This is a genomic window from Polynucleobacter sp. IMCC 30228 (genome assembly GCF_021395205.1).
In the GTDB taxonomy this organism is placed as follows: Bacteria; Pseudomonadota; Gammaproteobacteria; order Burkholderiales; family Burkholderiaceae; genus Polynucleobacter.
Window position 1 is genome coordinate 262,510 of the sequence record NZ_JAJVCS010000003.1, and the last position, 19,900, is coordinate 282,409.

Below are 19,900 nucleotides of genomic sequence, written 5' to 3' on the forward strand. Positions count from 1 at the left end.
CGTTACAATTTCAGCGATGAATACGCCTAATTCCAGCGCTAGATTGCTTGAGAAGCCGATTAAAGGCAGCATGGTGGCAATTGTTACCCCCATGTTTGCTGATGGCGCTTTAGATTTTTCGGCTTTACGTAATTTATTAGATTGGCATGTAGCCGAAGGCACTTCGGCGATAGTGATTGTTGGGACGAGTGGTGAATCGCCCACGGTTTCGGTGGCAGAACATTGCGAACTCATTCGGGTAGCAGTAGAGCAGATTGCTAGCCGTATTCCGGTAATTGCTGGCACTGGTGGCAATTCAACCCTTGAGGCGATTGAGCTAACTGAGTTCGCGAAAAAGGTGGGCGCTGATGCGAGCCTGCAAGTGGTGCCGTATTACAACAAACCGACCCAAGAAGGTATGTTTGCCCATTTCAAAAGCATTGCTGAGCGGGTTGATTTGCCGATGATTCTCTACAACGTACCTGGTAGAACGGTAGCCGATTTAGCCAATGACACCATCTTACGTTTAGCAACAGTACCTGGCATTGTGGGTATTAAAGATGCCACGGGCAATTTAGAGCGAGGCTGTATGTTATTAGCGGATTTACAGTCTGCTGGGTTAAGTAATTTTGCGGTTTACTCGGGCGATGATCTAACAGCTTTTATGCTGATGCTAATGGGTGGTCAAGGCAATATTTCGGTTACTGCGAATGTAGCCCCGCGTTTAATGCATGATTTATGTAGTGCCGCTATGAATGGCGATTTGGTGCGCACGCGCGATTTGCAGTTTCGCTTATTTGCTTTGCATAAAGCCATGTTTATTGAGGCAAATCCTATTCCCGTGAAATGGGCATTACACGCTATGGGTAAAATTACGCCTGGCATCCGTTTGCCTTTAACGCCCTTGAGCCCCGCTTTGCGAGACTCTTTGTTGTCCACCCTTAAGCAACTTGGTCTTTTATGATTTTTGATGTGAAGGTTTATCGACTTCGATTCAAACCCCATACCCGCAATTTTTTCACCCTGCTAATGCTTGCTTGCCTAGGACTAACTGCGGGCTTAACTGCCTGCACCACTTCTACAGTAAGTTCTGATAAGGTTGATTACAAGTCGGGCGGTACTCAGCGCGGCCCCAACCTAGCCTATCCTCCTGATTTAGTTACTACGCAAGCCGATCGCCGTTATTTAGTACAAGACGGTAGCGCCACCATGTCTGATTACAACGCCATTCTAAAAAAGGGCGGAGAAGTACGTAAAACGCCTTTAACTGGAATTCCAGGTATGCGTATGGTACGAGATGGCGACAGGCGTTGGCTCGTCATCGATAAACCAGCAGCCGAGCTTTATCCGCAAATTAAAGATTTTTGGCAAGAAAATGGGTTTTTATTATTAGTAGATTCGCCTACCACCGGCATTATGGAAACCGATTGGGTTGAAAATCGTGCCAAAATTCCGCAAGATTATTTACGCAGCCTATTAGGTGGTGTGCTCTCGAGTGTTTTTGATACTGGTGAGCGCGATAAATATAAAACGCGCTTAGAGGTTTTAAAGCCTGATCAGACAGAAATTTTTATTACCCATAAAGGCGCTTCAGAAGAGCCCGTCCGCGATAACAGTGGTGGTGTGATTTCAACCAAGTGGGTACCACGACCCAATGATCCTGATTTAGACGCTGCTTTTCTGGTCAGGCTGATGGAGCGTCTTGGTCATACGCAAGAACAAGCTAAAGCCCAGTTGGCAGCAGCTAGCTCACCCACCAATAAAGTGGTCAAAGCGAAACTTGCGCAAGATAGTAGTGGAGTAGCTGTAATTGAATTACCCTCGAGCTTTGATCGGGCTTGGCGCGATGTGGGCCTAGCGCTTGATCGGTCGAACTTTACGGTAATCGATCGTGATCGCTCAAAAGGAGTTTACTTTGTGCGCTACGTCAATACTAAAGATACTGGCGATGCTTCTAAGGGCTTCTTTTCTGGGCTTTTTAGTAGTAAAGATGAAGCTGCTTTACAAGCGAAGCAATATCGAATTTTTGTGAAGGCCAATGGCGCAGAGGCAAGTCAAGTATTTGCGCAAGATGCTGAAGGCAAACCAGAAAATTCTCCTGCTGGAATTCAATTGCTCACATTATTAGCTGAACAACTAGCGCGCTAATTTACTACTGATTTTGATTGGTATGAGATCGTAAAAAAAGCCGCTTACGCGGCTTTTTCGTTCTTCTGCAAGAAGATTACTTCTTTGCTTCAGGAGCAGCAGGAGCTGGAGCAGCAGGAGCGGCAGCAGCAGGAGCAGCATCAGCAGGAGCAGCAGCAGGAGCTGGAGCAGGCGCTGGTTTTGGTTCTTCTTTTTTGCCACAAGCAGCCAAAGCAACGGCTAACATAGCAGCAAGTAATAGTGACTTCTTCATTTGTAAGTTCCTTTAAAAAAAATTAACATCAATTACCGGTAATTGTTGTTGGAATCAGTTAAGGGTTACCCCTTAACAAATCCAGAAAACATTATAGCCATCATTGGGGGAATGGTTCAAAGATTAACCATCCGGCTTGATATGCGCTGTAGAGAGAATGGGCAGCTTGGCCTTGGGTAGGCCGGAGAATTAACCGCTGCTGAGCTGAGAGACTAAGGGTTTTGTTCGTTGCCAGCGCGCGCCATAACTGTTTGACTAGCGGGCTGGCGGTTTGGGTCATATTTTCGCCATTACAAAAAATATGCTGCTTGTCACAGATCATGCGGGTAAGTGGATGAAGATACAAAGAGCTTGTAGACAGCTTGCCAATAAATTGTGGGTAACTGAGGGGTTTTGCTGGGCCCGTAAAATATGCGCTGGGTTTGGGTTCGCTTAAATAGGCGCTAATACCCTGTAAAAAATGATTAATATCATTTAAATCAAGGCTTTTCAGGCGTTTTTTCAATTGCTTAATTAGCTCTGGTGGTAGCACTTCGGGTTGCTTGGTGGCACCTTGCTGGGGATCGGCATAGTGTGTATTGAGCTCGGGTACCGAGTCTAGGGATTCAGCTAAGCGCCACAACCCCTCTTGGAGTAATTCTCGGTAGGTGGGTGCTCGAAAGCCAATTGACCAGGTTTGGCATGCTGGATCGAGCGCGACGCCATCATGTGCTGTATTTGGCGGTAAATAGAGCATATCGCCAGGCTCAAGCACCCATTCTTCTTGAGCCTTAAAGTGACGCAGAATTTTCAGTGGCAGGCCCGCTTTGAGTGTTAGATCACTTTGGGTGGAAATTGACCATTTTCTGCGGCCTGCCATTTGCAATAAAAACACATCATAGGAGTCAAAGTGGGGCCCCACGCCACCCCCGATACCGGCAAGACTGATCATTAAATCGTCTAATCTGGCATCGGGTATAAAGCGAAACCAAGAAAGTACCTTTGCGGCAGCGGGGTGATGGGCCTCTACCCCTTGTATGAGCAGGGTCCAATTAGGGTCTTTAAGATTTGGTAAATGCTTGGCTTTGAGCGGCTCGGTACTGAGGTCATGAAGACGCCAGGGTTTAGAGCGAATTAAGCGGGCTTCACTTTCACCCTGACTGGCCATAGCCCAGAGTGCCTGGGCCGATATAGGACTATCGAGCGGGTTACCAAGGGCCTTAGCTTGCTGAAAAGCAGGAATAGCTCCCCGCACTAAGAGGGGGCGCTGATGCCAGTAATTGCGCATAAAGACTTGTGGGCTAAGGCCGCCCAAGAGGGGCCAAGCTTGCTTCAAGAGCAAGACTTCAGGCGCGCGGGGTGGTTGGTAGGGATTGCTCAAGTAAAATGAACTCAATTCTAATTTTTTAGCAAACTTATTAGCAAACTACGTATGAAGATCTCAAAAAATACTATTGTCTCGCTGCGTTACAAATTAACCGATGCACAAAATAATGTCATCGAAGAACCCGAAGCCCCGATGGTATACCTGCACGGGGGTTATGATGGCACTTTTCCAAAAATTGAAACCGCTTTAGATGGGCAAGATGTGGGGTATGAAACCACTTTGCAACTCGATCCTGGCGATGCATTTGGCGAATACGACCCTGAGTTATTAAAAATAGAGCCCCGTACGCGTTTTCCAGAGCCGCTTGAGGTAGGGATGCAATTTGAGGGTGTACCCGACGCAGATGATGTTTCGCTTGATGCCGAACAGGTTCATGAGGTGATAGATGATAGCGACGAAGAGGATCTTTCCGCAATGATTTATACCGTGACCGATGTTGCCGAGAATCAAGTGGTGCTGGATGGTAATCATCCCCTTGCTGGCATGGCGTTACGCTTTTGGTTGCAGGTAGAAGAAGTGCGAATTGCCACCGATGAGGAAATTCAAAATCGACACCCGCAAGGCGAGGAAGGTCTTGGCTTTGGGGTTTTGGATGAGGGTGATGATGAAATGGATGAAGATTATATTGGCGGCGCACAAAAAAAAGATGGCGCAAATCCGCACACCTTGCACTAAATAAAATCCGTCATATTTTATTCTTTCAGCCAGCGCTTAATTGCGTCTAGCTCGCGCATCGCAGCGCCATCTTCAGAGCTAGGTGTTACCTGTGTAGGGGCGTGTCCTGTTAGTTTTGCCAAGGCTTCTTCTAAGGCTTGTATTTTTGTTTCTTGTAAGAGGGTGGCGTCAATCAGCCCTTTTAGCGCAAGTGACATGGGATCATCGGCATTGGGGGTGATTCCGTATGCAGAAAAATTAGCCTTACTTTCCATACTGCCGGCGTGAGGTAAGTCGGGGTGTAGGGTGCGGGCTGGCACACCAACGGCGGTTGCACCCGCGGGTATTTCTTTCAGCACGACAGCATTTGAGCCTATACGGGCGCCATCTCCCACCATAAACCCACCCAAGACCTTAGCGCCTGCGCTAACAACCACCCCCTTGCCTAGTGTGGGGTGACGTTTGACGCCTTTATAAAGTGAGGTGCCGCCTAAAGTAACGCCTTGATAAATTGTGCAATCGTCACCAATAACCGTGGTTTCGCCAATGACAATACCCAGGCCATGATCGAGGAAAACCCGGCGCCCAATTTTGACCCCAGGATGTATTTCAATACCGGTAAGCCAACGCGCCAACATTGACCATAGGCGGGCGATTAATTTAAGTTCTACTTGCCAAAAAAAGTGCGCAACACGATGCAGCCATACCGCATGCAAACCAGGGTAGCAAAGTATTACCTCCAGCCGGTTTCGCGCTGCCGGATCACGGGCAATAATGGAATCGATTTCGTCGAAGAATGCGTTGGCCATAGTGAGAGTTTAATCGGAAGCGCTTATTTTTTTGTCAGCATCTGTTTGGCGATACCCCTTAATAAATCAATTTCCTCTTTATGCAGTTCGGCTCGTGCAAACAAGGCCTGTAAACGGGGCATTAGTTTTTTGGGCCGATCGGGGTCAAGGTAGCCAATAGATTCAAGGCCTTGGCGCCAATGCTCGGCCATAGCGGCCACTGCGGTGGGGTCGGCTAGATCACTGCTTGCTGCTTTGGGGTTTGAGCTGATTTTGTGGCGGGCTATTTCGGCTTGCAAAGACTGGCGCAGGGTATAGGCGCAGACCATTACGGCTTGCGCTAAATTCAAAGAGGGGTATGCCGGATTAGCATCTAAAAAGACTCGATGTGAACACAGTTTGAGGGCTTCATTATCTAGACCAGTTCTTTCTGTACCGAAAACCAAAGCCACTTGCTCTTCATTCATTAATAGTTGAGTCGCCCGTTGGCAAGCTTCTGGCCACGAAAGCGCTGGCGGCCCAAATTGGCGCTCTCGGCTAGTTAAACCTAGCACCAGCGAACAATTTTTGAGGGCTGGGCCCAAGGTCGGTCTTTCGAGCGCTTGCTCTAATACGTCTTGAGCGCCACTGGCAAAGGCAATGGCCTCAGAGTGCTCGAACGGCTTATTTTGACGTGGGGCTATTAGCGTGAGGCGCTGAAAGCCCATGGTTTTTAGCGCCCGCGCGCTTGCGCCAATATTGCCAGGATGGCTGGTTTGGACCAAGACCCAATTTAGCGCATTAAATGCAGGATGTTCAGGTAGTGAGCTTAGCTGATGCAGCGGGTTAACCGCGTCACTATGGGTCGGTTGTGGAGTCATTGGGGGCATCTTGAGGTTCATTCTGCAGGTATTGCGTCCGATCGTTTAAGATGAGCGCTTCGCTTGTTATTGTCCCGCATTTTTTAGGGCACTTACAGGCTGGCTCTTATTTAATTTGCTCACACTAATCTTATGCATCCTATGTTGAATGTGGCCGTTAAGGCTGCCCGCCGTGCTGGAACTATTATTAACCGTGCCTCGCTGAACTTAGAGCGCTTGCAGGTTGATCGTAAACAACATAATGATTTTGTGACAGAAGTAGACCAACAAGCCGAAGCGGCCATTATTGAAACCTTAAGTGATGCCTACCCTGACCATGGTTTTTTGGCGGAAGAAACAGGTAGCCACAAACCCGATGCGGAATCAATTTGGATTATTGACCCCCTTGATGGCACCACCAATTTTATTCATGGCTTTCCGCAGTATGCAGTTTCAATTGCCTTAGCGGTTGCGGGAGTGACTCAGCAAGCAGTGGTATATGACCCCACTCGCGATGAATTATTTACTGCTACTAGGGGTAGCGGAGCGTATTTAAATCGCCGTCGTTTGCGGGTAGCAGCTGAAATCCGTTTGGCTAATGCTTTGCTGGGAACGGGCTTTCCTTACCGAGAAGATCAAGACCTTGAGAGCTACTTACGCATTTTTGCTGAGATGTCTCGGCAATGCGCTGGCTTGCGTCGGCCTGGTGCTGCTTCTTTAGATTTGGTTTATGTTGCTGCGGGTCGTTATGATGGATTTTTTGAAAGTGATTTAAAGCCCTGGGATATGGCAGCAGGCGCTTTAATTGTGGCCGAAGCAGGCGGCCTAGTGGGTACCTACTCGGGTGAAGAAGGTTTCTTGCAAAGTGGTGAGGTGATGGCGGCTAACCCTCGTTTATTTGCCCAGATGGCGCAAATTTTGCGACCTTATGCTAAAGCGCCGGAAGGCAATAGCGCCTTAAAACGGAGTTAGTTTTTTACCCCTTAACTAAGTCTAGGTAGCGCACCCCATTGGCATCAATGCGTAGTGCACTAGCTTTAGGCAAGACGCTCTCGGGATGATCTAAATCCCAATCGGATAGCACCCAGCGTTGCCACTCTACTTGATTGAAGTTTTCATGATGTCGAGTGGGTAAATGCGTATGACCATGAATAAGCTGATCGATCTTAAATTGATCGACAAGGCTGGCACAGGCATGAAGAGTGACATCGACTTTCATTTGAGTGGATTCAGGCGCATAACGCGCAGCTCGCTGATACTGCGCGGTACTATTGCTTCGCAACTGCTGGGCTATAGTGCGACGCCAGTTGAGGGGCATTTTTAAAAATAGCTGTTGTAGCCAGGGTTTACGAACCCACTTACGAAAGAGTTGATACGCGTTATCGGCAGTGCATAAAATATCGCCATGGCTTAAGAGATATTCAGAGCCTGCTAAGACTACTTTACTTGGGTCGGGCAAGAGGGTCATACTGGTTTTCTTTAAAAAATCAGGACCAATTAAAAAATCGCGATTACCATGAAGATAGTAAATTTTTACATTGAGCGCCAAATTGGCCAAGGCATTTTTTATCTCTAGATGAAAAGGGGAGCGTAAGCTAGCATCATCGCCTACCCAATATTCAAAGAGATCGCCCAAAATAAAAACGGCTTCAACCGAGCGCGCCTCTTTTTCACAAAAATCAATCAACCGTTGCGCCGTTATTGGCATTGACGGCGTGAGATGGATATCGGAAATCAAGAGGGCGCTAGCGTAGCTTGGAATCATGCTGAAAATTTCTTAAAAAATGACTAGCTCGTGAATTAGTCTTCTAAAACCGTGGCTTTTTCAATCGTGACATCTTCGGTGGGTACATCTTGATGAAAACCAGCGGTACCCGTTTTGACTTTGCGAATGGCATCAACGACATCCATGCCGTCACAAACTTCGCCAAAGACTGCATAACCCCAGCCTTGCGCATTGGGTGCTGTATGGTTTAAGAAATCATTGTCATTCAAATTGATAAAAAATTGCGATGATGCCGAGTGGGGCTCGTTGGTGCGGGCCATTGCCACAGTGCCGCGCAGATTTTTTAAGCCATTATTTGCTTCGTTTTCAATTTCAGCCAAGGTTGATTTTTGTTTTAGGCCAGTGGTCATGCCACCGCCTTGAATCATGAAATTATCGATAACGCGATGAAATATAGTGCCATCATAATGCCCACTTTTTACATATTGTAAAAAATTCGCCACGGTTTTTGGCGCTTTAGCAGCATCGAGAGATAAGGTGATATCGCCTTTATTTGTTTTGAGAAGAACTTTGGCCATTGCTTGGTGTACTTTCTAGAAGGTTAGGGGTTGAAGTGACGGGTGCTGCAGTAACTGATGGTGATGTTGCTGGCGCAACTGAAGTTGTTGGGGTGGTGGCCGGTTTTGCTGCTGCCGCAGCTTGGGGCACTTTGACAACGGGCGGCTTCAGAATTTCTTGCAAGGCTTTATTACGACGCGCATTTTCCCGAATATTGGGTTGTAATTTCGCGGCTGCTTCATAGTTTTTAGCGGCTAAACGAATATAAATATCACCTGAGTTTGACAGGGCAGTAACGTAATCTGGACGCAGCTTCAGCGCTAATTCAAGATAATCGCGGGCATCAATCCATTGATCTTGGCTAGCCCCAATGGCCGCTAGATTATTGTAGGGCTCGGGTAACTCTGGAAATTGTTGGGTAATTTCAGTAAAGGTTTTTTTGGCAGCAGGAATATTGTGTAATTCAATTTGTAAGCGCGCCTTCAAAAAACGCAATTGCACATTACGTGGGTTCTTAATCAAGGTTAGGTCGATTTGATCAACCGCTGCTTTAAATTGTTTTGCTCTTACGAGCTTTTCAATTTGGGGTGGAATGCCATCTTTTGCAAGGGCATCGGGCTCGATAATTAAGAACGACAGGTAGGGTACGGCAATTGAATTAGCGATAGGGGCAGTTAGCGGATCAAACCCAGCGGTTGGGCTATAAGATGAGACCACTGGAGGGGGTGGAGTGGTAGTGCAGGCGCTCAAGAAAATTGCGCCAAGCAACACTGCAGCAGATATAAACCGTTGAACTAAGGAGAATAAACGCATGCTAGCCAACTTATTGATAAGGCACAGCGACAGAATCGGCCATTGAAGGTGGGCCATCATTAAAAGTAGCCTGAGGAATTGCATAAGTTGCATTTGGATCGCCATTAATACTGGCACAACCCCCTAAATTGAAAAGCAAGGTTCCGCAGACCGGCAAAAGGATTTTGCGGTACCAATAAAAGGGAGTTTTAGGAAGGGTGGGGAGGTGTGGGCTCATTCGATATACTCAGCAGTCTAACAAATTAGCGGAACCGATACCTTCGCTGCCTTTATGCTGCAAATCTATAACACCCTGAGCCGGTCGAAAGAGGTCTTTAAGCCGATTACCCCCCGCCACGTAAGCATCTATGTTTGCGGGATGACGGTTTACGATTATTGCCATCTGGGCCATGCGCGGGTGATGATTGTGTTTGACATGGTAGTGCGGTGGCTAATGACCTTGGGATACGAAGTGAATTATGTGCGCAATATCACGGATATTGATGACAAAATTATCCAACGTGCGCTAGAAAATAAAGAATCTATTTTAGCCTTAACTAATCGTTTTATTACTGCTATGCATGTCGATTCTGACCATTTAGGCTTATTGCAGCCGAATCATGAACCAAGAGCAACCGATTTTATTGCGCCAATGCAGGGCATGATTTCGCGTCTCATTGACCAACAATTGGCTTATCAAGGTGATGATGGCGATATTAACTTTTCTGTGCGTTCATTTCCAAAATATGGCCAACTTTCGGGCAAAGCCATCGATGATTTAAACGCAGGCGAGCGCGTGGCGATTGGCAGCGGTAAGCGTGATCCACTTGATTTTGTTTTATGGAAAAGTGCTAAGCCCGAAGAACCAAGCGATACTCGCTGGAAATCCCCTTGGGGGGAAGGACGACCCGGCTGGCATATTGAATGTTCGGCAATGTCTTGTGATCTTCTCGGACAACATTTTGATATTCATGGTGGCGGTGCTGATTTGCAATTTCCCCACCATGAAAATGAAATTGCCCAAAGTGAAGGGGCTATCTACGGTCAAAACCGTAAACCACTTGATCCCCCTTTTGTAAATTATTGGATGCATAACGGGCATATTCGCGTTAATAAAGAAAAAATGTCGAAATCTCTTGGCAATTTTTTTCTGATACGCGATGTGCTCGAGCAATTTGATCCCGAGGTGATCCGCTTTTTTATGCTTAAAGCGCATTACCGTAGCCCGATTAACTTTAGTGATTCGCAGTTAGAAGAGGCGCGGGCGGGTTTAAATCGTTTATATACTGCGCTGGTACAAACCCCCGGTTTTGTGGCAAAAAAAATGAATGGGTTGGGTGACCCAGCTAACGCTTGGGTTATGCGTTTTACCGCCGCCATGAACGATGACTTCAATACGCCCGAAGCCCTTGCTGTGCTATTTGATTTAGCAAGCGAGATTAACCGTGCACAAGGCGCTGAGCGCGTAATTTTGGCCCAACATTTACATCATTTAGCCGGTGTGTTGAATTTTTTACAAGGTGATCCCACAGCATTTTTACAAGGCGAGACTTTAGTTCAACAAAACCCTGACTCGGCTGGGCTTAGTGCAGAGTTGATTGAGACGCAAATTGCCGCAAGAAGCGCCGCCAAAGTGGCCCGTGACTTCACTCAAGCTGATACGATTCGGCAGCGTCTCTTAGCGCAAGGCATAGTTCTAGAAGATCAGGCTGGAGGGGTAACCACATGGCGCCGCGCGTAATTCAATCTAGTACTGCTAAAGTTGCAACTGCTATACCTCCCCTCAAAAAAAATCTAGTTAAATTACCGGTTAGAAAAAAAATCGCAGCAGATGCAGCCCCCGATTATTGGCAACAAGCTTGTACTGAGTTAATGCAACAAGATCGTATTTTGCGCAAGCTCATTCCGCGCTACGGTACTGGATTTTTAGTCACCCGCGGTGATGCTTTTAATACCTTAGCGCGGGCGATTGTAGGTCAACAAATTTCGGTTGCAGCTGCCCAAGCAGTTTGGAATCGGTTGGTAACGAATTTAGAAAAAAAGGTCAATCCTGCGCAAGTTTTAGCTGTATCTAGTGAGCATTTGCGCAGCGCCGGATTATCAGGTCGGAAAGTAGAGTACATCCGTGATTTAGCCAGTCATTTTCATGAGGGGCGTTTACATGCCAAACAATGGCAAGCAATGGATGATGAAAGCGTGATTCGGGAATTAACCGATATTCGGGGAATTGGGCGGTGGACTGCAGAAATGTTTTTGATGTTTAATCTGATTCGGCCCAATGTATTGCCTTTAGATGATGTGGGCTTAATTCGGGCAATTTCCTTAAATTATTTCAGTGGCGAGCCTGTTAGTCGCCATGAAATGCGCGAGGTAGGCGAAAACTGGGCGCCATGGCGTACAGTAGCTACTTGGTATATGTGGCGCAGTATCGACCCAATTCCCGTGGAATATTAGAATTCAGCAATGAAAATCACTTTTTTAGACTTTGAACAATCGATTGGTGAGTTAGAAGCCAAAATTGAAGAATTGCGTTTTGTGCAAGATGAGTCAGCTGTTGATATTTCAGCCGAAATTAAAACGCTAGCTGAAAAAAGCCAGCAACTCACTAAAGATATTTATGCCAATTTAAGCCCTTGGCAAGTATCCCAAGTGGCCCGGCATCCGCAACGACCCTACACTTTAGACTATATCAACGCCTTATTTACCGATTTTCGGGAGCTACATGGCGACCGCACCTTTGCCGACGACAAATCGATTATTGGCGGCTTAGGGCGCTTTAATGACACCGCTTGTCTGATTATTGGTCATCAAAAAGGCCGCGATACAAAAGAACGGGCTTTACGTAATTTTGGCATGAGTAAGCCCGAAGGCTATCGCAAAGCCATGCGCTTAATGCGCTTAGCCGAAAAATTTAAATTACCAGTATTTACATTTGTTGATACGCCAGGCGCTTTCCCTGGTATTGATGCCGAAGAGCGCAATCAATCGGAGGCGATTGGCAGAAATTTATATACCCAAGCTGAGTTAACGGTGCCAATTATTTCTACCATTATTGGCGAGGGCGGATCGGGAGGGGCTTTAGCGATTGCCATGGGTGATGTAGTTTTGATGCTGCAATATTCAACTTATTCGGTAATTTCACCAGAAGGCTGTGCTTCTATATTATGGAAAACGGCTGAGAAAGCCCCTGAAGCTGCTGAGCAATTAGCCCTTACAGCGCAACGCCTCAAGGCCCTAGGCTTAATTGATCGGATTGTGAGCGAACCGGTAGGTGGCGCTCATCGTGATTATGAAAACATGATGACGGCCATGCGTAAAGCTTTAAGTGAATCTTTAAAGATTTTTGAATCAATGGGAAAAAAAGAACTTCTCGAGCGTCGGCATGAGCGTTTAATGAGCTATGGCAAATTCAAGGAAGCTGAACCCAAAGCCACCTAGCCGACGTAGTAGTCAGGTTATCAAGCCTCAACTACCGCGCAGCCAAGATACAGTGATTGGCATTGCTTTAAGTGGTGGGCTCGACTCCATGGTGCTATTTGATGCAGTCATACGCAATCTTGCTGCTTTGAAGACTGATAAGAAGGGCACATCAATTCCAATATGGGTTTTTCATATTCACCATGGCTTGCAAAAATCAGCTGATGCTTGGCTAGATTTTTGTGCCCTAGCTGCGCAGCGTAAAAAAGTTCATTTCGACTTCCGTTTATTGCAATTGCCTGCAAATACCAATGAGGCAGAAGCCCGTCTGGCCCGTTATGAAGCTTTAGCTGATTTATGCGCGGTGCATGGGGTAAGTGACTTATTGCTCGCCCATCATCAAAATGATCAAGCCGAAACCGTGCTCTTGCAATTACTACGTGGTGCAGGGGTACGTGGTTTGGCGGGTATGCCCATGATGCGAAACATGACCAAAGTAGAGCCCAATACTCAGACCAAACCCATTACCTTATGGCGACCGTTACTTGATTTATCGCGCGCAGAATTAGAAGCTTATGCCCAGCAACACCGCCTTAAGTGGGTGGAAGATCCCTCGAACCGTAGTTTGGTTTATCGCCGCAATGCGGTGCGTCATTCACTGCTGCCAAAGCTAGAGCAAGTGCAGCCAGGCGCAATTGCAAATTTAGCGCGCAGTGCAAAATTGTTAAGCGACTCGCAGCATTTATTAGAGCGCTTAGCGCAACTAGACGGCGCGGAAATTTTGCAAAGCTCAAAAACTGCCCCATTGACAACAGGATTAAAAGTAAAACCATTATTGGATTTATATCTAAAGGATGCTTCGGCGGCGAATAATGTCATGCGTTATTGGTTGCTGCAACTGGGTTTAGCAATGCCATCCTTAGAGCGTTTGCAATCGTGGTGGCTAGACTTACAACGCGCACGCAGTGATGCACGCTTGAAGTTCCTGCATGCTGGTGGGGAAATTCGTTTATGGCGTGGACAATTAATTTATGAGGCCACATCAAATCAGCAAAATAGTGATAAAGCTTTCGCAGGGAAGTGGGTTTTTTTACCTGTACCCTTGCGCAGTAAGCGATTAGGTTTAGCAGCGGCATGGGTGCAAGAAGCGCAGCTGACTGGAGCGATTGAATACCGTTTACGCAAAGGCGGAGAGCGTTTTCAAAAAACGGCTCGTGGTGCGACTAAAACGCTGAAAAATTTGTTTCAAGAAGACGCTATTCCGCCCTGGCAACGTCAGGCCCCTTTACTCTTTATTGCCAATGAACTCGTAGCAGTTGCGGGAATTGGGGTGAATCATCCGCATTTAGTGGCTACAGGCAACCGGGTTTGGCCCGAGTGGCAAGCTTGAAGACTTTGGCTGGAGCGCTGTAAACCTTGTAAAATAAAGCCTTTAAGCAAGCTTTCTACCTTCTTTTATGGCAATTATTGTTCACAAGTACGGCGGCACATCGATGGGCTCGGTTGAGCGCATTCAGAATGTGGCCAAGCGCGTAGCTAAATGGATGCGAGCTGGCCACCAAGTGGTCGTGGTGCCATCGGCTATGTCGGGCGAAACCAATCGCTTGTTGGGTTTAGCTAAAGATATTCACCCTAATCCAAATCCGCGTGAGTTAGATCAAATTGCCTCGACCGGTGAGCAGGTGAGCTCGGGTTTATTAGCCCTAGCTTTGCACCGTGAAGGTATTGATGCGGTTAGTTATGCAGGCTGGCAAGTGACGATTCATACTGATTCTGCTTTTACAAAAGCCCGCATTATGGGTATTGAAGATGAAAAAATTCGGGCCGATTTGAATTTAGGTAAAGCGGTAGTGATTACCGGTTTTCAGGGGGTCGATCCGCACGGTAACATCACTACTTTAGGTCGCGGTGGCTCTGATACTTCCGCGGTAGCAGTGGCTGCGGCACTGAAGGCAGAAGAATGTTTAATTTATACCGATGTTGATGGGGTCTTTACCACCGACCCCCGAGTTTGCGAAGATGCACGCCGCCTCGATAAAATTACCTTTGAAGAAATGCTGGAAATGGCAAGCTTAGGTTCGAAGGTATTGCAAATTCGCTCTGTTGAATTTGCTGGCAAGTACCAAGTTAAAACTCGGGTTTTGTCTTCCTTGACAGACCCCTTAATTGCGCTTGAACAAGAAATGAAGTCGGGTACATTAATTACATTTGAAGAGGACAGCACCATGGAAGCCGCCGTTATTTCGGGTATTGCATTTGCACGCGATGAAGCCAAAATTACTGTCTTAAGTGTGCCCGATCGTCCTGGTATTGCGTATCAAATTTTAGGCCCTATTGCCGATGCGAATATTGATGTTGACATGATTATTCAAAATCAATCGGTTGATGGTAAAACTGACTTCACTTTTACAGTACCAAGGGCTGAATATCAAAAAGCGATTGATTTACTAAAAAACTCAGTACAGGCGCATATCGGCGCCAAAGAAATTACTGGTGACCCCAAAGTTTCCAAGGTGTCGGTAGTGGGCGTTGGCATGCGTTCGCATGTTGGGGTTGCCAGTAAAATGTTCCGTACGCTTTCGGAAGAGGGTATTAATATCCTAATGATCTCTACTAGTGAAATTAAAATTTCGGTGGTGGTTGATGAAAAATACATGGAATTAGCCGTGCGGGCTTTGCACAAATCATTTGAGTTAGATCAGGCTTAGTTTTACTTTGGTTAAGAGGCTGTTGAAGGCCCAGTGAGGCCACATTTGGCTGTTTTACCAACACTCCGTTAAACTAGCGGCTGTAGTAATTTTTGTGACTGAATACGGAGACGTGGCCGAGCTGGTCGAAGGCACTCCCCTGCTAAGGGAGCATCGGGGCTAAAACTCTGATCGGAGGTTCGAATCCTCTCGTCTCCGCCAGTACTTTGGCAAACTTTCTACTTTCTGCTTTATACAACAAAGACTTAGCCCCGTAACTGGGGCTTTTTCTTTATTACTCCCGCTTACCAGTACGCTTACCACCCAAACAGTATGTGGTTGCAGATAGGTGGCTAATGCAATTGAAGCTATGAATCTCTTATTGCACTGTGGGATCAATGCTCTCGCGATAAGCGCTTAGTTTTTGGCTAAGATCTTGATTAATTCAGTGCTGCAAATATCATCGATATGCCTAAAGGCTAGAAAGATTCCATCGATTTGATCTGCAGCAATTCCAAGGCTTTCAAAGTGTGTTTTCCATTGTCTGGTTACTCGCCATACACGATCGATAATGTCGTTTGCTTGCTGCGCAGATAGGCCAAAGCGCTCTTTGGCACCATAGGCATTATCGAGTGTTGCTAATTTACCTTGTGGTCCAACGCCTAGATGTTGATAACGCTCACTTGCAATGACTACATGAGGCATTACATCATAGAGCGGACTTAGGCTCCAGCCCTTTAGCTCATGATTCCATAAGAATGCATGATTGCGTAGATGATCATCATCGTTACTAACAAAAATATTAAAGATCATGCGTGCATATAGTTCTTCAATATCAGCTTTGACTGTTTGAACCACGCAATATCTGCGGATGGTATCCGCAATATCCATATAGCTTTTTGTATTAGATTCTGATTCGTGACAGGCAACTAAGGTGAGGGCGCTAACGATATGATGACGAATTTCTACTGGCCGAGCAAAAGCAGTCCAAGAGCGATCAAAGCGTTTGACCATCAACACTTTTTTCTTGCCAACTTGTTCTAATTGAGTTTGCGCTACATTAAGACCGGCTAACTGCGCAAGTTTGAGTGTGGCGTATTCAATGCTTGGTACATCTAAAGCGCCATCTGTGTTACCTGGAAACTTAGCCATCCATAAAATATTTTCATCATCGCGCACACTTGCCTTAGGACGCATGCCCCCAAGGCCGCTACCCACAATCAAAATTCTGGATAACGCTTCCGATAATGGCAAACCTGCCTCAATTTTTTGTGCGCCTTCTAGTATGTAAGATAGATTATGAATGCTTTCATGAGCAGGGCGCTCCTCTTGATCTAAGGAAGATCGAATATCCAAAGCCCCCACACGATCACTGCCTGCTTCGAGTAGATAGGTTGACTCTGGAAGACTATTGGGCGGGACCTTAAGCCTAGCTTCAATCACTCTTCTTCCCCACGAATCAGGGGCAGCATCCCGAATTCCACCAAAAGATTCTAAACCGTTAGGTGGAACGAGGCGTTTGCCTTTGATCTCACTTTTATTCTTAAGACTAAGAGCGACTGGATCCACTTCTTGCGCGTTGCTCTTATCTAAATAGCGCAAGCCATAAGCAAATGAAGAGGCAATGAGTCTTGAGCCTTCTTCATCTATTTGCAGTTGTCCTGCTGGCACAAATTCACCATCAAGATTGGCAAAGACAAAAAGATCTTTAGTGGTATTTGCCATCAGAAATCAAGCGCTTTCATTTCCGCTGCACTTAAATCACGCACGCGTTGTGGACGTGAGCGACGCTCTAAAGCAATGATCGCAGGATCATCTCCGCTTAAGAGTTGCAACAAGTTCATGCCTGGAGCGATTGCATCTAAGTAACGCAGGAGCGCGCCAATAGCTACACCAGGATCACCCTTTTCAATGCGCTGTGCAGTAGCGCGAGATAGGCCGGCGCGGACTGCTGCTTCACTTTGGCGAACACGACGCGCAAGACGCAAAGAAACAAGGCATTGCGCTATTTCAGCGGATTGGCCAAGTTGCTTTGATGCTAGGGTCAGTTGTTGATCTACGCGCATAGTTGCCTCATGCATTTTGTTGAGTATGAGGCGTTAATATACCTGTTTATGCGCTATAGGTCAATAAATATGAATTATAAATGAGTCTTTAAGTAGTTTAATGACCTATTTATGAGTATTTTAATGGTTTACAGTAGAAAATTTAGGCTTGTAATTTCGTTAAAGGGGCGCCTCGATACCGGACTACTTCTCCATGCATTTTTCTACAAAGTCAGTTGTGGATAACCCAGATCCCACCATACCCTCACCAGCCTTTATCGACTAATTCACTAAGCCAACCTATACGTAGTAATTTGCTCAAGGGCTAACCCTCTGTGCAGTTTCCTGACCATAGAAAAGTCGGTTTATAGCAACATCGCCACTTCTAAATTGAGCAAAAAACAAGCGGGGGGGGGGGTAATATTGCTAAACAATTCTAAATTTTAGAATGGCTTATATGACAAAGCACCTTGTGTACGCGCTGCTTACATTTATATCAATATTACTAGCTGCTTGTGGAGGCGGTGGAGGTGATAGTTCATCAACGAGCAGTTCATCGTCAAGTGCTTCACTTCCAGCAGGATGTTGTTCAATTTATCAAACTGCAGCAGTTCAAGCAGCATATCTTGCAGGGTATACAGGTCAAGGTTCTACTGCTTTAAATTTAGATTGGTCAACGCATTCTAATCCTGACGGAGCATCACATCAAACGGTCACAAATGGAATTATTGCTGGATCCGGTGGAGTAGCAACTTATGCAACCTTGGTACCTGTAACTTACGCGGCAACCGTCAGCACCTCAAATTGGATTGGAATAATCTCAAACACATTAGCTGGGATGAGTAATGGTCAAACGCTCAATCTCAGTGCATATACTACTGGAACCTCTAGTACCGCGATAACCGCCCCCACCACAGTTCCTAGTATCGTAGTTACGATGGCAGCGGGCAATGATGGTCAGCCAACTTTAAATAAAAGTGAGACTGCGGCACTTTATAACTCCGCCTATAAAAGTAATTTAATTTTAGTTGGCGCATTAGGAGCTGATGGAAATATTGCGTCTTATTCTTCAACAGCAGGAGCAGCAGCGGACCGGTTTGTAGTCGACTACGGAACATCAACCACCCCTTATTCAGGAACCTCCTATTCAGCCCCAAGAGTTGCAGGATATGCGGCAATTATTAAGCAAAAATATCCGAATGCTACTGGCGAACAAATTGCAGCTGCGATCTTAAATACCGCAGTTCTTAAACCAGGTTGGGATCCAGTAATCTACGGTAAGGGTCAAGTAGATTTAACTGCGGCCTTAAGTTCGGCCGGTGGGCTTAAATAAATATATTCATTTGCCGTCAATTCTGATCTCCCCAAGGGCAAAGTTCGCCTGTAACTATCAGCTTACATTGTTTACTAAAATTGAACTCGCACTCCACTGGCAAATGAACTAACGCTAGTTGCGGAATAAATGCTGGTCGCTCCTCCTTTATCAATGCCATAAATAGCATATAAATTAGTGCGTTTACTAAGGTAATAATTGGCGCCAATTTGCCAAGCATTTATTTTTGAAGAGGGGCTATTAATTCCGTAGGTAGTGTATTGCCCATTACCAATATTGGCCCAGCTTTCAATATTGCTAGTAAAAAACCCCCTAAGCCCAATTTGTTGCGCAGACCTTGAAAGGGTATATGAAGCATCAAGCAGATTGGTGACCTTACGATTAACAAATTGCAAATAAGTTTTGAAATAGCCAAAGTCATAAGTTGCTCCAGCGTAATATTGGTTATCTTGAGTATTTACACCTCCTTCTGCCCAAGCCCAAACCTTCGGATCTGGTGTAAATGCAGTAGATGGACAGGCGCCAGGCTGCGCGCAACCGTAACCTAGATTTTGTGATTTAAGTGCCTGATATGCTACCCCTAGATAAAATTTCTCTTGAATATATTGTCCGGAAATCCCCCAGCCACTGGTACTATTTTTAATCGGCACGGGTTCGGTTTTTGATTGAGCGCTCAAAGTATCGCTACGAATAATAGCGATTCCTGCTAGCGTAAAACCAGATACATCTGCGGTTTTAAATGATAAGGTTGAGTGTGTTCTGGTGGTTAAAGCAATGCTAACGCCACCAACGCCAGCATTATCATCGAATGTGCCATTTGCACGCGTGCCGCCTTTGGAATAAATAGGGTAAACAGCCGATCCAGGGGTATTGTTGGTATGACCCACATCGGTTGCAGCTAATTGATTATAAATTGGGGTATTTTGGGTACCAATTGCAAATTGGCCCAAACTTGTCGCGCCTAGACCAAGAAAACTTTGACGATCTTGCCAGTGCGAAAGGAAGCCATTGGCAGGCTGCATATCAGTTTCAAGGGTAAAAAAAGCAAAGACACCGCCGCCTAAATCTTCAGTACCTTTAAATCCCAAGCGGCTGGTCTGTTGTGCTGAGTTACCAAACACCACGGTATTGGTAGCTTCGTCAGGAATAATGGTGGTGCCGTTAGTCTTTATATTAATATAGCCCACATCGACAATGCCATAAATTGTTACGCCTGACTGCGCACTGGCTTTGCTTACATATATGCTAAGTACGCTGCATGCCGCAATAGTAAAAATCGACTTATTCAACTAGATTTAATCCAGATATTATTATT

At 46.1% G+C, this 19,900-nt stretch carries 21 protein-coding genes and 1 tRNA gene; 11 read left to right on the plus strand and 11 right to left on the minus strand.

The genetic code is table 11. The annotated features are described in order from the left end of the window. Positions 1 to 16 precede the first annotated feature (16 nt). Together dapA and bamC are read left to right on the plus strand one after the other, a co-directional pair. Positions 17 to 943 (plus strand): 4-hydroxy-tetrahydrodipicolinate synthase, encoded by a 927-nt coding sequence (gene dapA, locus LZT21_RS07080; RefSeq protein ID WP_233923499.1) that lies wholly within the window; start codon positions 17 to 19, stop codon positions 941 to 943. Positions 944 to 1,008: 65 nt separating this feature from the next. Next, on the plus strand, positions 1,009 to 2,127 hold the full coding sequence (gene bamC, locus LZT21_RS07085) for an outer membrane protein assembly factor BamC (protein ID WP_233937180.1): 1,119 nt from the start codon (positions 1,009 to 1,011) through the stop codon (positions 2,125 to 2,127). Positions 2,128 to 2,203: 76 nt separating this feature from the next. Here bamC and LZT21_RS07090 read toward each other — a convergent pair whose 3' ends face one another. Together LZT21_RS07090 and LZT21_RS07095 are read right to left on the minus strand one after the other, a co-directional pair. After that, positions 2,204 to 2,380, minus strand: a complete 177-nt coding sequence (locus LZT21_RS07090) for a hypothetical protein (protein ID WP_233923497.1) — start codon at positions 2,378 to 2,380, stop codon at positions 2,204 to 2,206. 100 nt (positions 2,381 to 2,480) lie between these two features. Continuing rightward, complete coding sequence (locus tag LZT21_RS07095) at positions 2,481 to 3,740, minus strand: cupin domain-containing protein (RefSeq protein ID WP_233990002.1); 1,260 nt, start codon at positions 3,738 to 3,740, stop codon at positions 2,481 to 2,483. 51 nt (positions 3,741 to 3,791) lie between these two features. Between LZT21_RS07095 and LZT21_RS07100 the strand changes: the two genes are divergently transcribed. Then, a complete protein-coding gene (locus tag LZT21_RS07100; RefSeq protein ID WP_233937185.1) occupies positions 3,792 to 4,421 on the plus strand; it encodes a peptidylprolyl isomerase in 630 nt (209 codons plus the stop codon). Positions 4,422 to 4,438: 17 nt separating this feature from the next. On the opposite strand, the gene cysE is transcribed toward LZT21_RS07100, so the two are convergent. Beyond that, entirely contained in the window at positions 4,439 to 5,209 is a 771-nt protein-coding gene (gene cysE, locus LZT21_RS07105; RefSeq protein ID WP_233923494.1) for a serine O-acetyltransferase, read from the minus strand. Positions 5,210 to 5,232: 23 nt separating this feature from the next. Continuing rightward, entirely contained in the window at positions 5,233 to 6,057 is an 825-nt protein-coding gene (locus tag LZT21_RS07110; protein ID WP_233923493.1) for an RNA methyltransferase, read from the minus strand. A 123-nt stretch (positions 6,058 to 6,180) separates the two neighbouring features. Between LZT21_RS07110 and LZT21_RS07115 the strand changes: the two genes are divergently transcribed. After that, complete coding sequence (locus LZT21_RS07115) at positions 6,181 to 6,999, plus strand: inositol monophosphatase family protein (protein WP_233923492.1); 819 nt, start codon at positions 6,181 to 6,183, stop codon at positions 6,997 to 6,999. Between the two features lie 4 nt (positions 7,000 to 7,003). Here the strand turns inward: LZT21_RS07115 and LZT21_RS07120 are convergent, their stop codons facing one another. Genes LZT21_RS07120 through LZT21_RS07135 form a run of 4 tightly spaced genes read right to left on the minus strand, consistent with a single transcriptional unit; the run spans position 7,004 to position 9,341 of the window. Next, a complete protein-coding gene (locus LZT21_RS07120; protein WP_233923491.1) occupies positions 7,004 to 7,792 on the minus strand; it encodes a UDP-2,3-diacylglucosamine diphosphatase in 789 nt (262 codons plus the stop codon). A gap of 35 nt (positions 7,793 to 7,827) precedes the next feature. Continuing rightward, positions 7,828 to 8,331, minus strand: coding sequence for a peptidylprolyl isomerase (locus tag LZT21_RS07125; RefSeq protein ID WP_233990004.1), 504 nt, complete (start codon positions 8,329 to 8,331; stop codon positions 7,828 to 7,830). After that, positions 8,303 to 9,124, minus strand: coding sequence for a tetratricopeptide repeat protein (locus tag LZT21_RS07130; RefSeq protein WP_233990005.1), 822 nt, complete (start codon positions 9,122 to 9,124; stop codon positions 8,303 to 8,305). The genes LZT21_RS07125 and LZT21_RS07130 overlap by 29 nt, the downstream gene beginning before the upstream one ends. A gap of 10 nt (positions 9,125 to 9,134) precedes the next feature. Continuing rightward, positions 9,135 to 9,341 (minus strand): hypothetical protein, encoded by a 207-nt coding sequence (locus LZT21_RS07135; RefSeq protein WP_233923488.1) that lies wholly within the window; start codon positions 9,339 to 9,341, stop codon positions 9,135 to 9,137. A 54-nt stretch (positions 9,342 to 9,395) separates the two neighbouring features. Here LZT21_RS07135 and cysS point away from each other — a divergent pair, with 54 nt between their 5' ends. The 6 genes from cysS to LZT21_RS07165 all read left to right on the plus strand — a co-directional run bounded on the left by cysS (position 9,396) and on the right by LZT21_RS07165 (position 15,429). Continuing rightward, on the plus strand, positions 9,396 to 10,844 hold the full coding sequence (gene cysS, locus LZT21_RS07140; protein ID WP_233923487.1) for a cysteine--tRNA ligase: 1,449 nt from the start codon (positions 9,396 to 9,398) through the stop codon (positions 10,842 to 10,844). Further along, positions 10,829 to 11,557 (plus strand): DNA-3-methyladenine glycosylase, encoded by a 729-nt coding sequence (locus LZT21_RS07145; RefSeq protein WP_233923486.1) that lies wholly within the window; start codon positions 10,829 to 10,831, stop codon positions 11,555 to 11,557. Before cysS ends, LZT21_RS07145 begins: the two co-directional genes overlap by 16 nt. Positions 11,558 to 11,566: 9 nt before the next feature. Next, on the plus strand, positions 11,567 to 12,541 hold the full coding sequence (locus LZT21_RS07150) for an acetyl-CoA carboxylase carboxyltransferase subunit alpha (RefSeq protein ID WP_233923485.1): 975 nt from the start codon (positions 11,567 to 11,569) through the stop codon (positions 12,539 to 12,541). Then, positions 12,504 to 13,910 carry a tRNA lysidine(34) synthetase TilS gene (gene tilS / locus LZT21_RS07155; RefSeq protein ID WP_233990006.1) on the plus strand — a complete coding sequence of 469 codons (1,407 nt, stop codon included), beginning with the start codon at positions 12,504 to 12,506 and terminating at the stop codon, positions 13,908 to 13,910. Before LZT21_RS07150 ends, tilS begins: the two co-directional genes overlap by 38 nt. A 67-nt stretch (positions 13,911 to 13,977) precedes the next feature. After that, on the plus strand, positions 13,978 to 15,228 hold the full coding sequence (locus LZT21_RS07160; RefSeq protein ID WP_233990008.1) for an aspartate kinase: 1,251 nt from the start codon (positions 13,978 to 13,980) through the stop codon (positions 15,226 to 15,228). 106 nt (positions 15,229 to 15,334) lie between these two features. Then, positions 15,335 to 15,429: transfer RNA gene (locus tag LZT21_RS07165), tRNA-Ser, on the plus strand. Positions 15,430 to 15,624: 195 nt separating this feature from the next. On the opposite strand, the gene LZT21_RS07170 is transcribed toward LZT21_RS07165, so the two are convergent. Together LZT21_RS07170 and LZT21_RS07175 are read right to left on the minus strand one after the other, a co-directional pair. Next, positions 15,625 to 16,932: a type II toxin-antitoxin system HipA family toxin gene (locus LZT21_RS07170; protein WP_233990010.1), complete on the minus strand. Its 1,308-nt coding sequence runs from the start codon at positions 16,930 to 16,932 to the stop codon at positions 15,625 to 15,627. Continuing rightward, the gene (locus tag LZT21_RS07175) at positions 16,932 to 17,288 is read right to left on the minus strand and encodes a helix-turn-helix domain-containing protein (RefSeq protein WP_233923481.1); all 357 of its coding nucleotides are present in this window, start codon (positions 17,286 to 17,288) and stop codon (positions 16,932 to 16,934) included. Before LZT21_RS07175 ends, LZT21_RS07170 begins: the two co-directional genes overlap by 1 nt. A 421-nt stretch (positions 17,289 to 17,709) precedes the next feature. On the opposite strand from LZT21_RS07175, the gene LZT21_RS07180 reads away from it, so the two are divergent. Further along, on the plus strand, positions 17,710 to 18,585 hold the full coding sequence (locus tag LZT21_RS07180) for a S8 family serine peptidase (RefSeq protein WP_233990012.1): 876 nt from the start codon (positions 17,710 to 17,712) through the stop codon (positions 18,583 to 18,585). A 74-nt stretch (positions 18,586 to 18,659) separates the two neighbouring features. Here LZT21_RS07180 and LZT21_RS07185 read toward each other — a convergent pair whose 3' ends face one another. Further along, positions 18,660 to 19,874 (minus strand): porin, encoded by a 1,215-nt coding sequence (locus LZT21_RS07185; protein WP_233990014.1) that lies wholly within the window; start codon positions 19,872 to 19,874, stop codon positions 18,660 to 18,662. Positions 19,875 to 19,900 lie beyond the last annotated feature (26 nt).

Bases quoted from the DNA above. Each gene is read 5' to 3' on its own strand.
- dapA (WP_233923499.1), top strand. From the start codon at position 17: ATGAATACGCCTAATTCCAGCGCTAGATTGCTTGAGAAGCCGATTAAA.
- bamC (WP_233937180.1), top strand. From the start codon at position 1,009: ATGCTTGCTTGCCTAGGACTAACTGCGGGCTTAACTGCCTGCACCACT.
- LZT21_RS07090 (WP_233923497.1), bottom strand. From the start codon at position 2,380: ATGAAGAAGTCACTATTACTTGCTGCTATGTTAGCCGTTGCTTTGGCT.
- LZT21_RS07100 (WP_233937185.1), top strand. From the start codon at position 3,792: ATGAAGATCTCAAAAAATACTATTGTCTCGCTGCGTTACAAATTAACC.
- cysE (WP_233923494.1), bottom strand. From the start codon at position 5,209: ATGGCCAACGCATTCTTCGACGAAATCGATTCCATTATTGCCCGTGAT.
- LZT21_RS07110 (WP_233923493.1), bottom strand. From the start codon at position 6,057: ATGCCCCCAATGACTCCACAACCGACCCATAGTGACGCGGTTAACCCG.
- LZT21_RS07115 (WP_233923492.1), top strand. From the start codon at position 6,181: ATGCATCCTATGTTGAATGTGGCCGTTAAGGCTGCCCGCCGTGCTGGA.
- LZT21_RS07120 (WP_233923491.1), bottom strand. From the start codon at position 7,792: ATGATTCCAAGCTACGCTAGCGCCCTCTTGATTTCCGATATCCATCTC.
- LZT21_RS07125 (WP_233990004.1), bottom strand. From the start codon at position 8,331: ATGGCCAAAGTTCTTCTCAAAACAAATAAAGGCGATATCACCTTATCT.
- LZT21_RS07130 (WP_233990005.1), bottom strand. From the start codon at position 9,124: ATGCGTTTATTCTCCTTAGTTCAACGGTTTATATCTGCTGCAGTGTTG.
- LZT21_RS07135 (WP_233923488.1), bottom strand. From the start codon at position 9,341: ATGAGCCCACACCTCCCCACCCTTCCTAAAACTCCCTTTTATTGGTAC.
- cysS (WP_233923487.1), top strand. From the start codon at position 9,396: ATGCTGCAAATCTATAACACCCTGAGCCGGTCGAAAGAGGTCTTTAAG.
- LZT21_RS07145 (WP_233923486.1), top strand. From the start codon at position 10,829: ATGGCGCCGCGCGTAATTCAATCTAGTACTGCTAAAGTTGCAACTGCT.
- LZT21_RS07150 (WP_233923485.1), top strand. From the start codon at position 11,567: ATGAAAATCACTTTTTTAGACTTTGAACAATCGATTGGTGAGTTAGAA.
- tilS (WP_233990006.1), top strand. From the start codon at position 12,504: ATGGCAAATTCAAGGAAGCTGAACCCAAAGCCACCTAGCCGACGTAGT.
- LZT21_RS07160 (WP_233990008.1), top strand. From the start codon at position 13,978: ATGGCAATTATTGTTCACAAGTACGGCGGCACATCGATGGGCTCGGTT.
- LZT21_RS07170 (WP_233990010.1), bottom strand. From the start codon at position 16,932: ATGGCAAATACCACTAAAGATCTTTTTGTCTTTGCCAATCTTGATGGT.
- LZT21_RS07175 (WP_233923481.1), bottom strand. From the start codon at position 17,288: ATGCATGAGGCAACTATGCGCGTAGATCAACAACTGACCCTAGCATCA.
- LZT21_RS07180 (WP_233990012.1), top strand. From the start codon at position 17,710: ATGACAAAGCACCTTGTGTACGCGCTGCTTACATTTATATCAATATTA.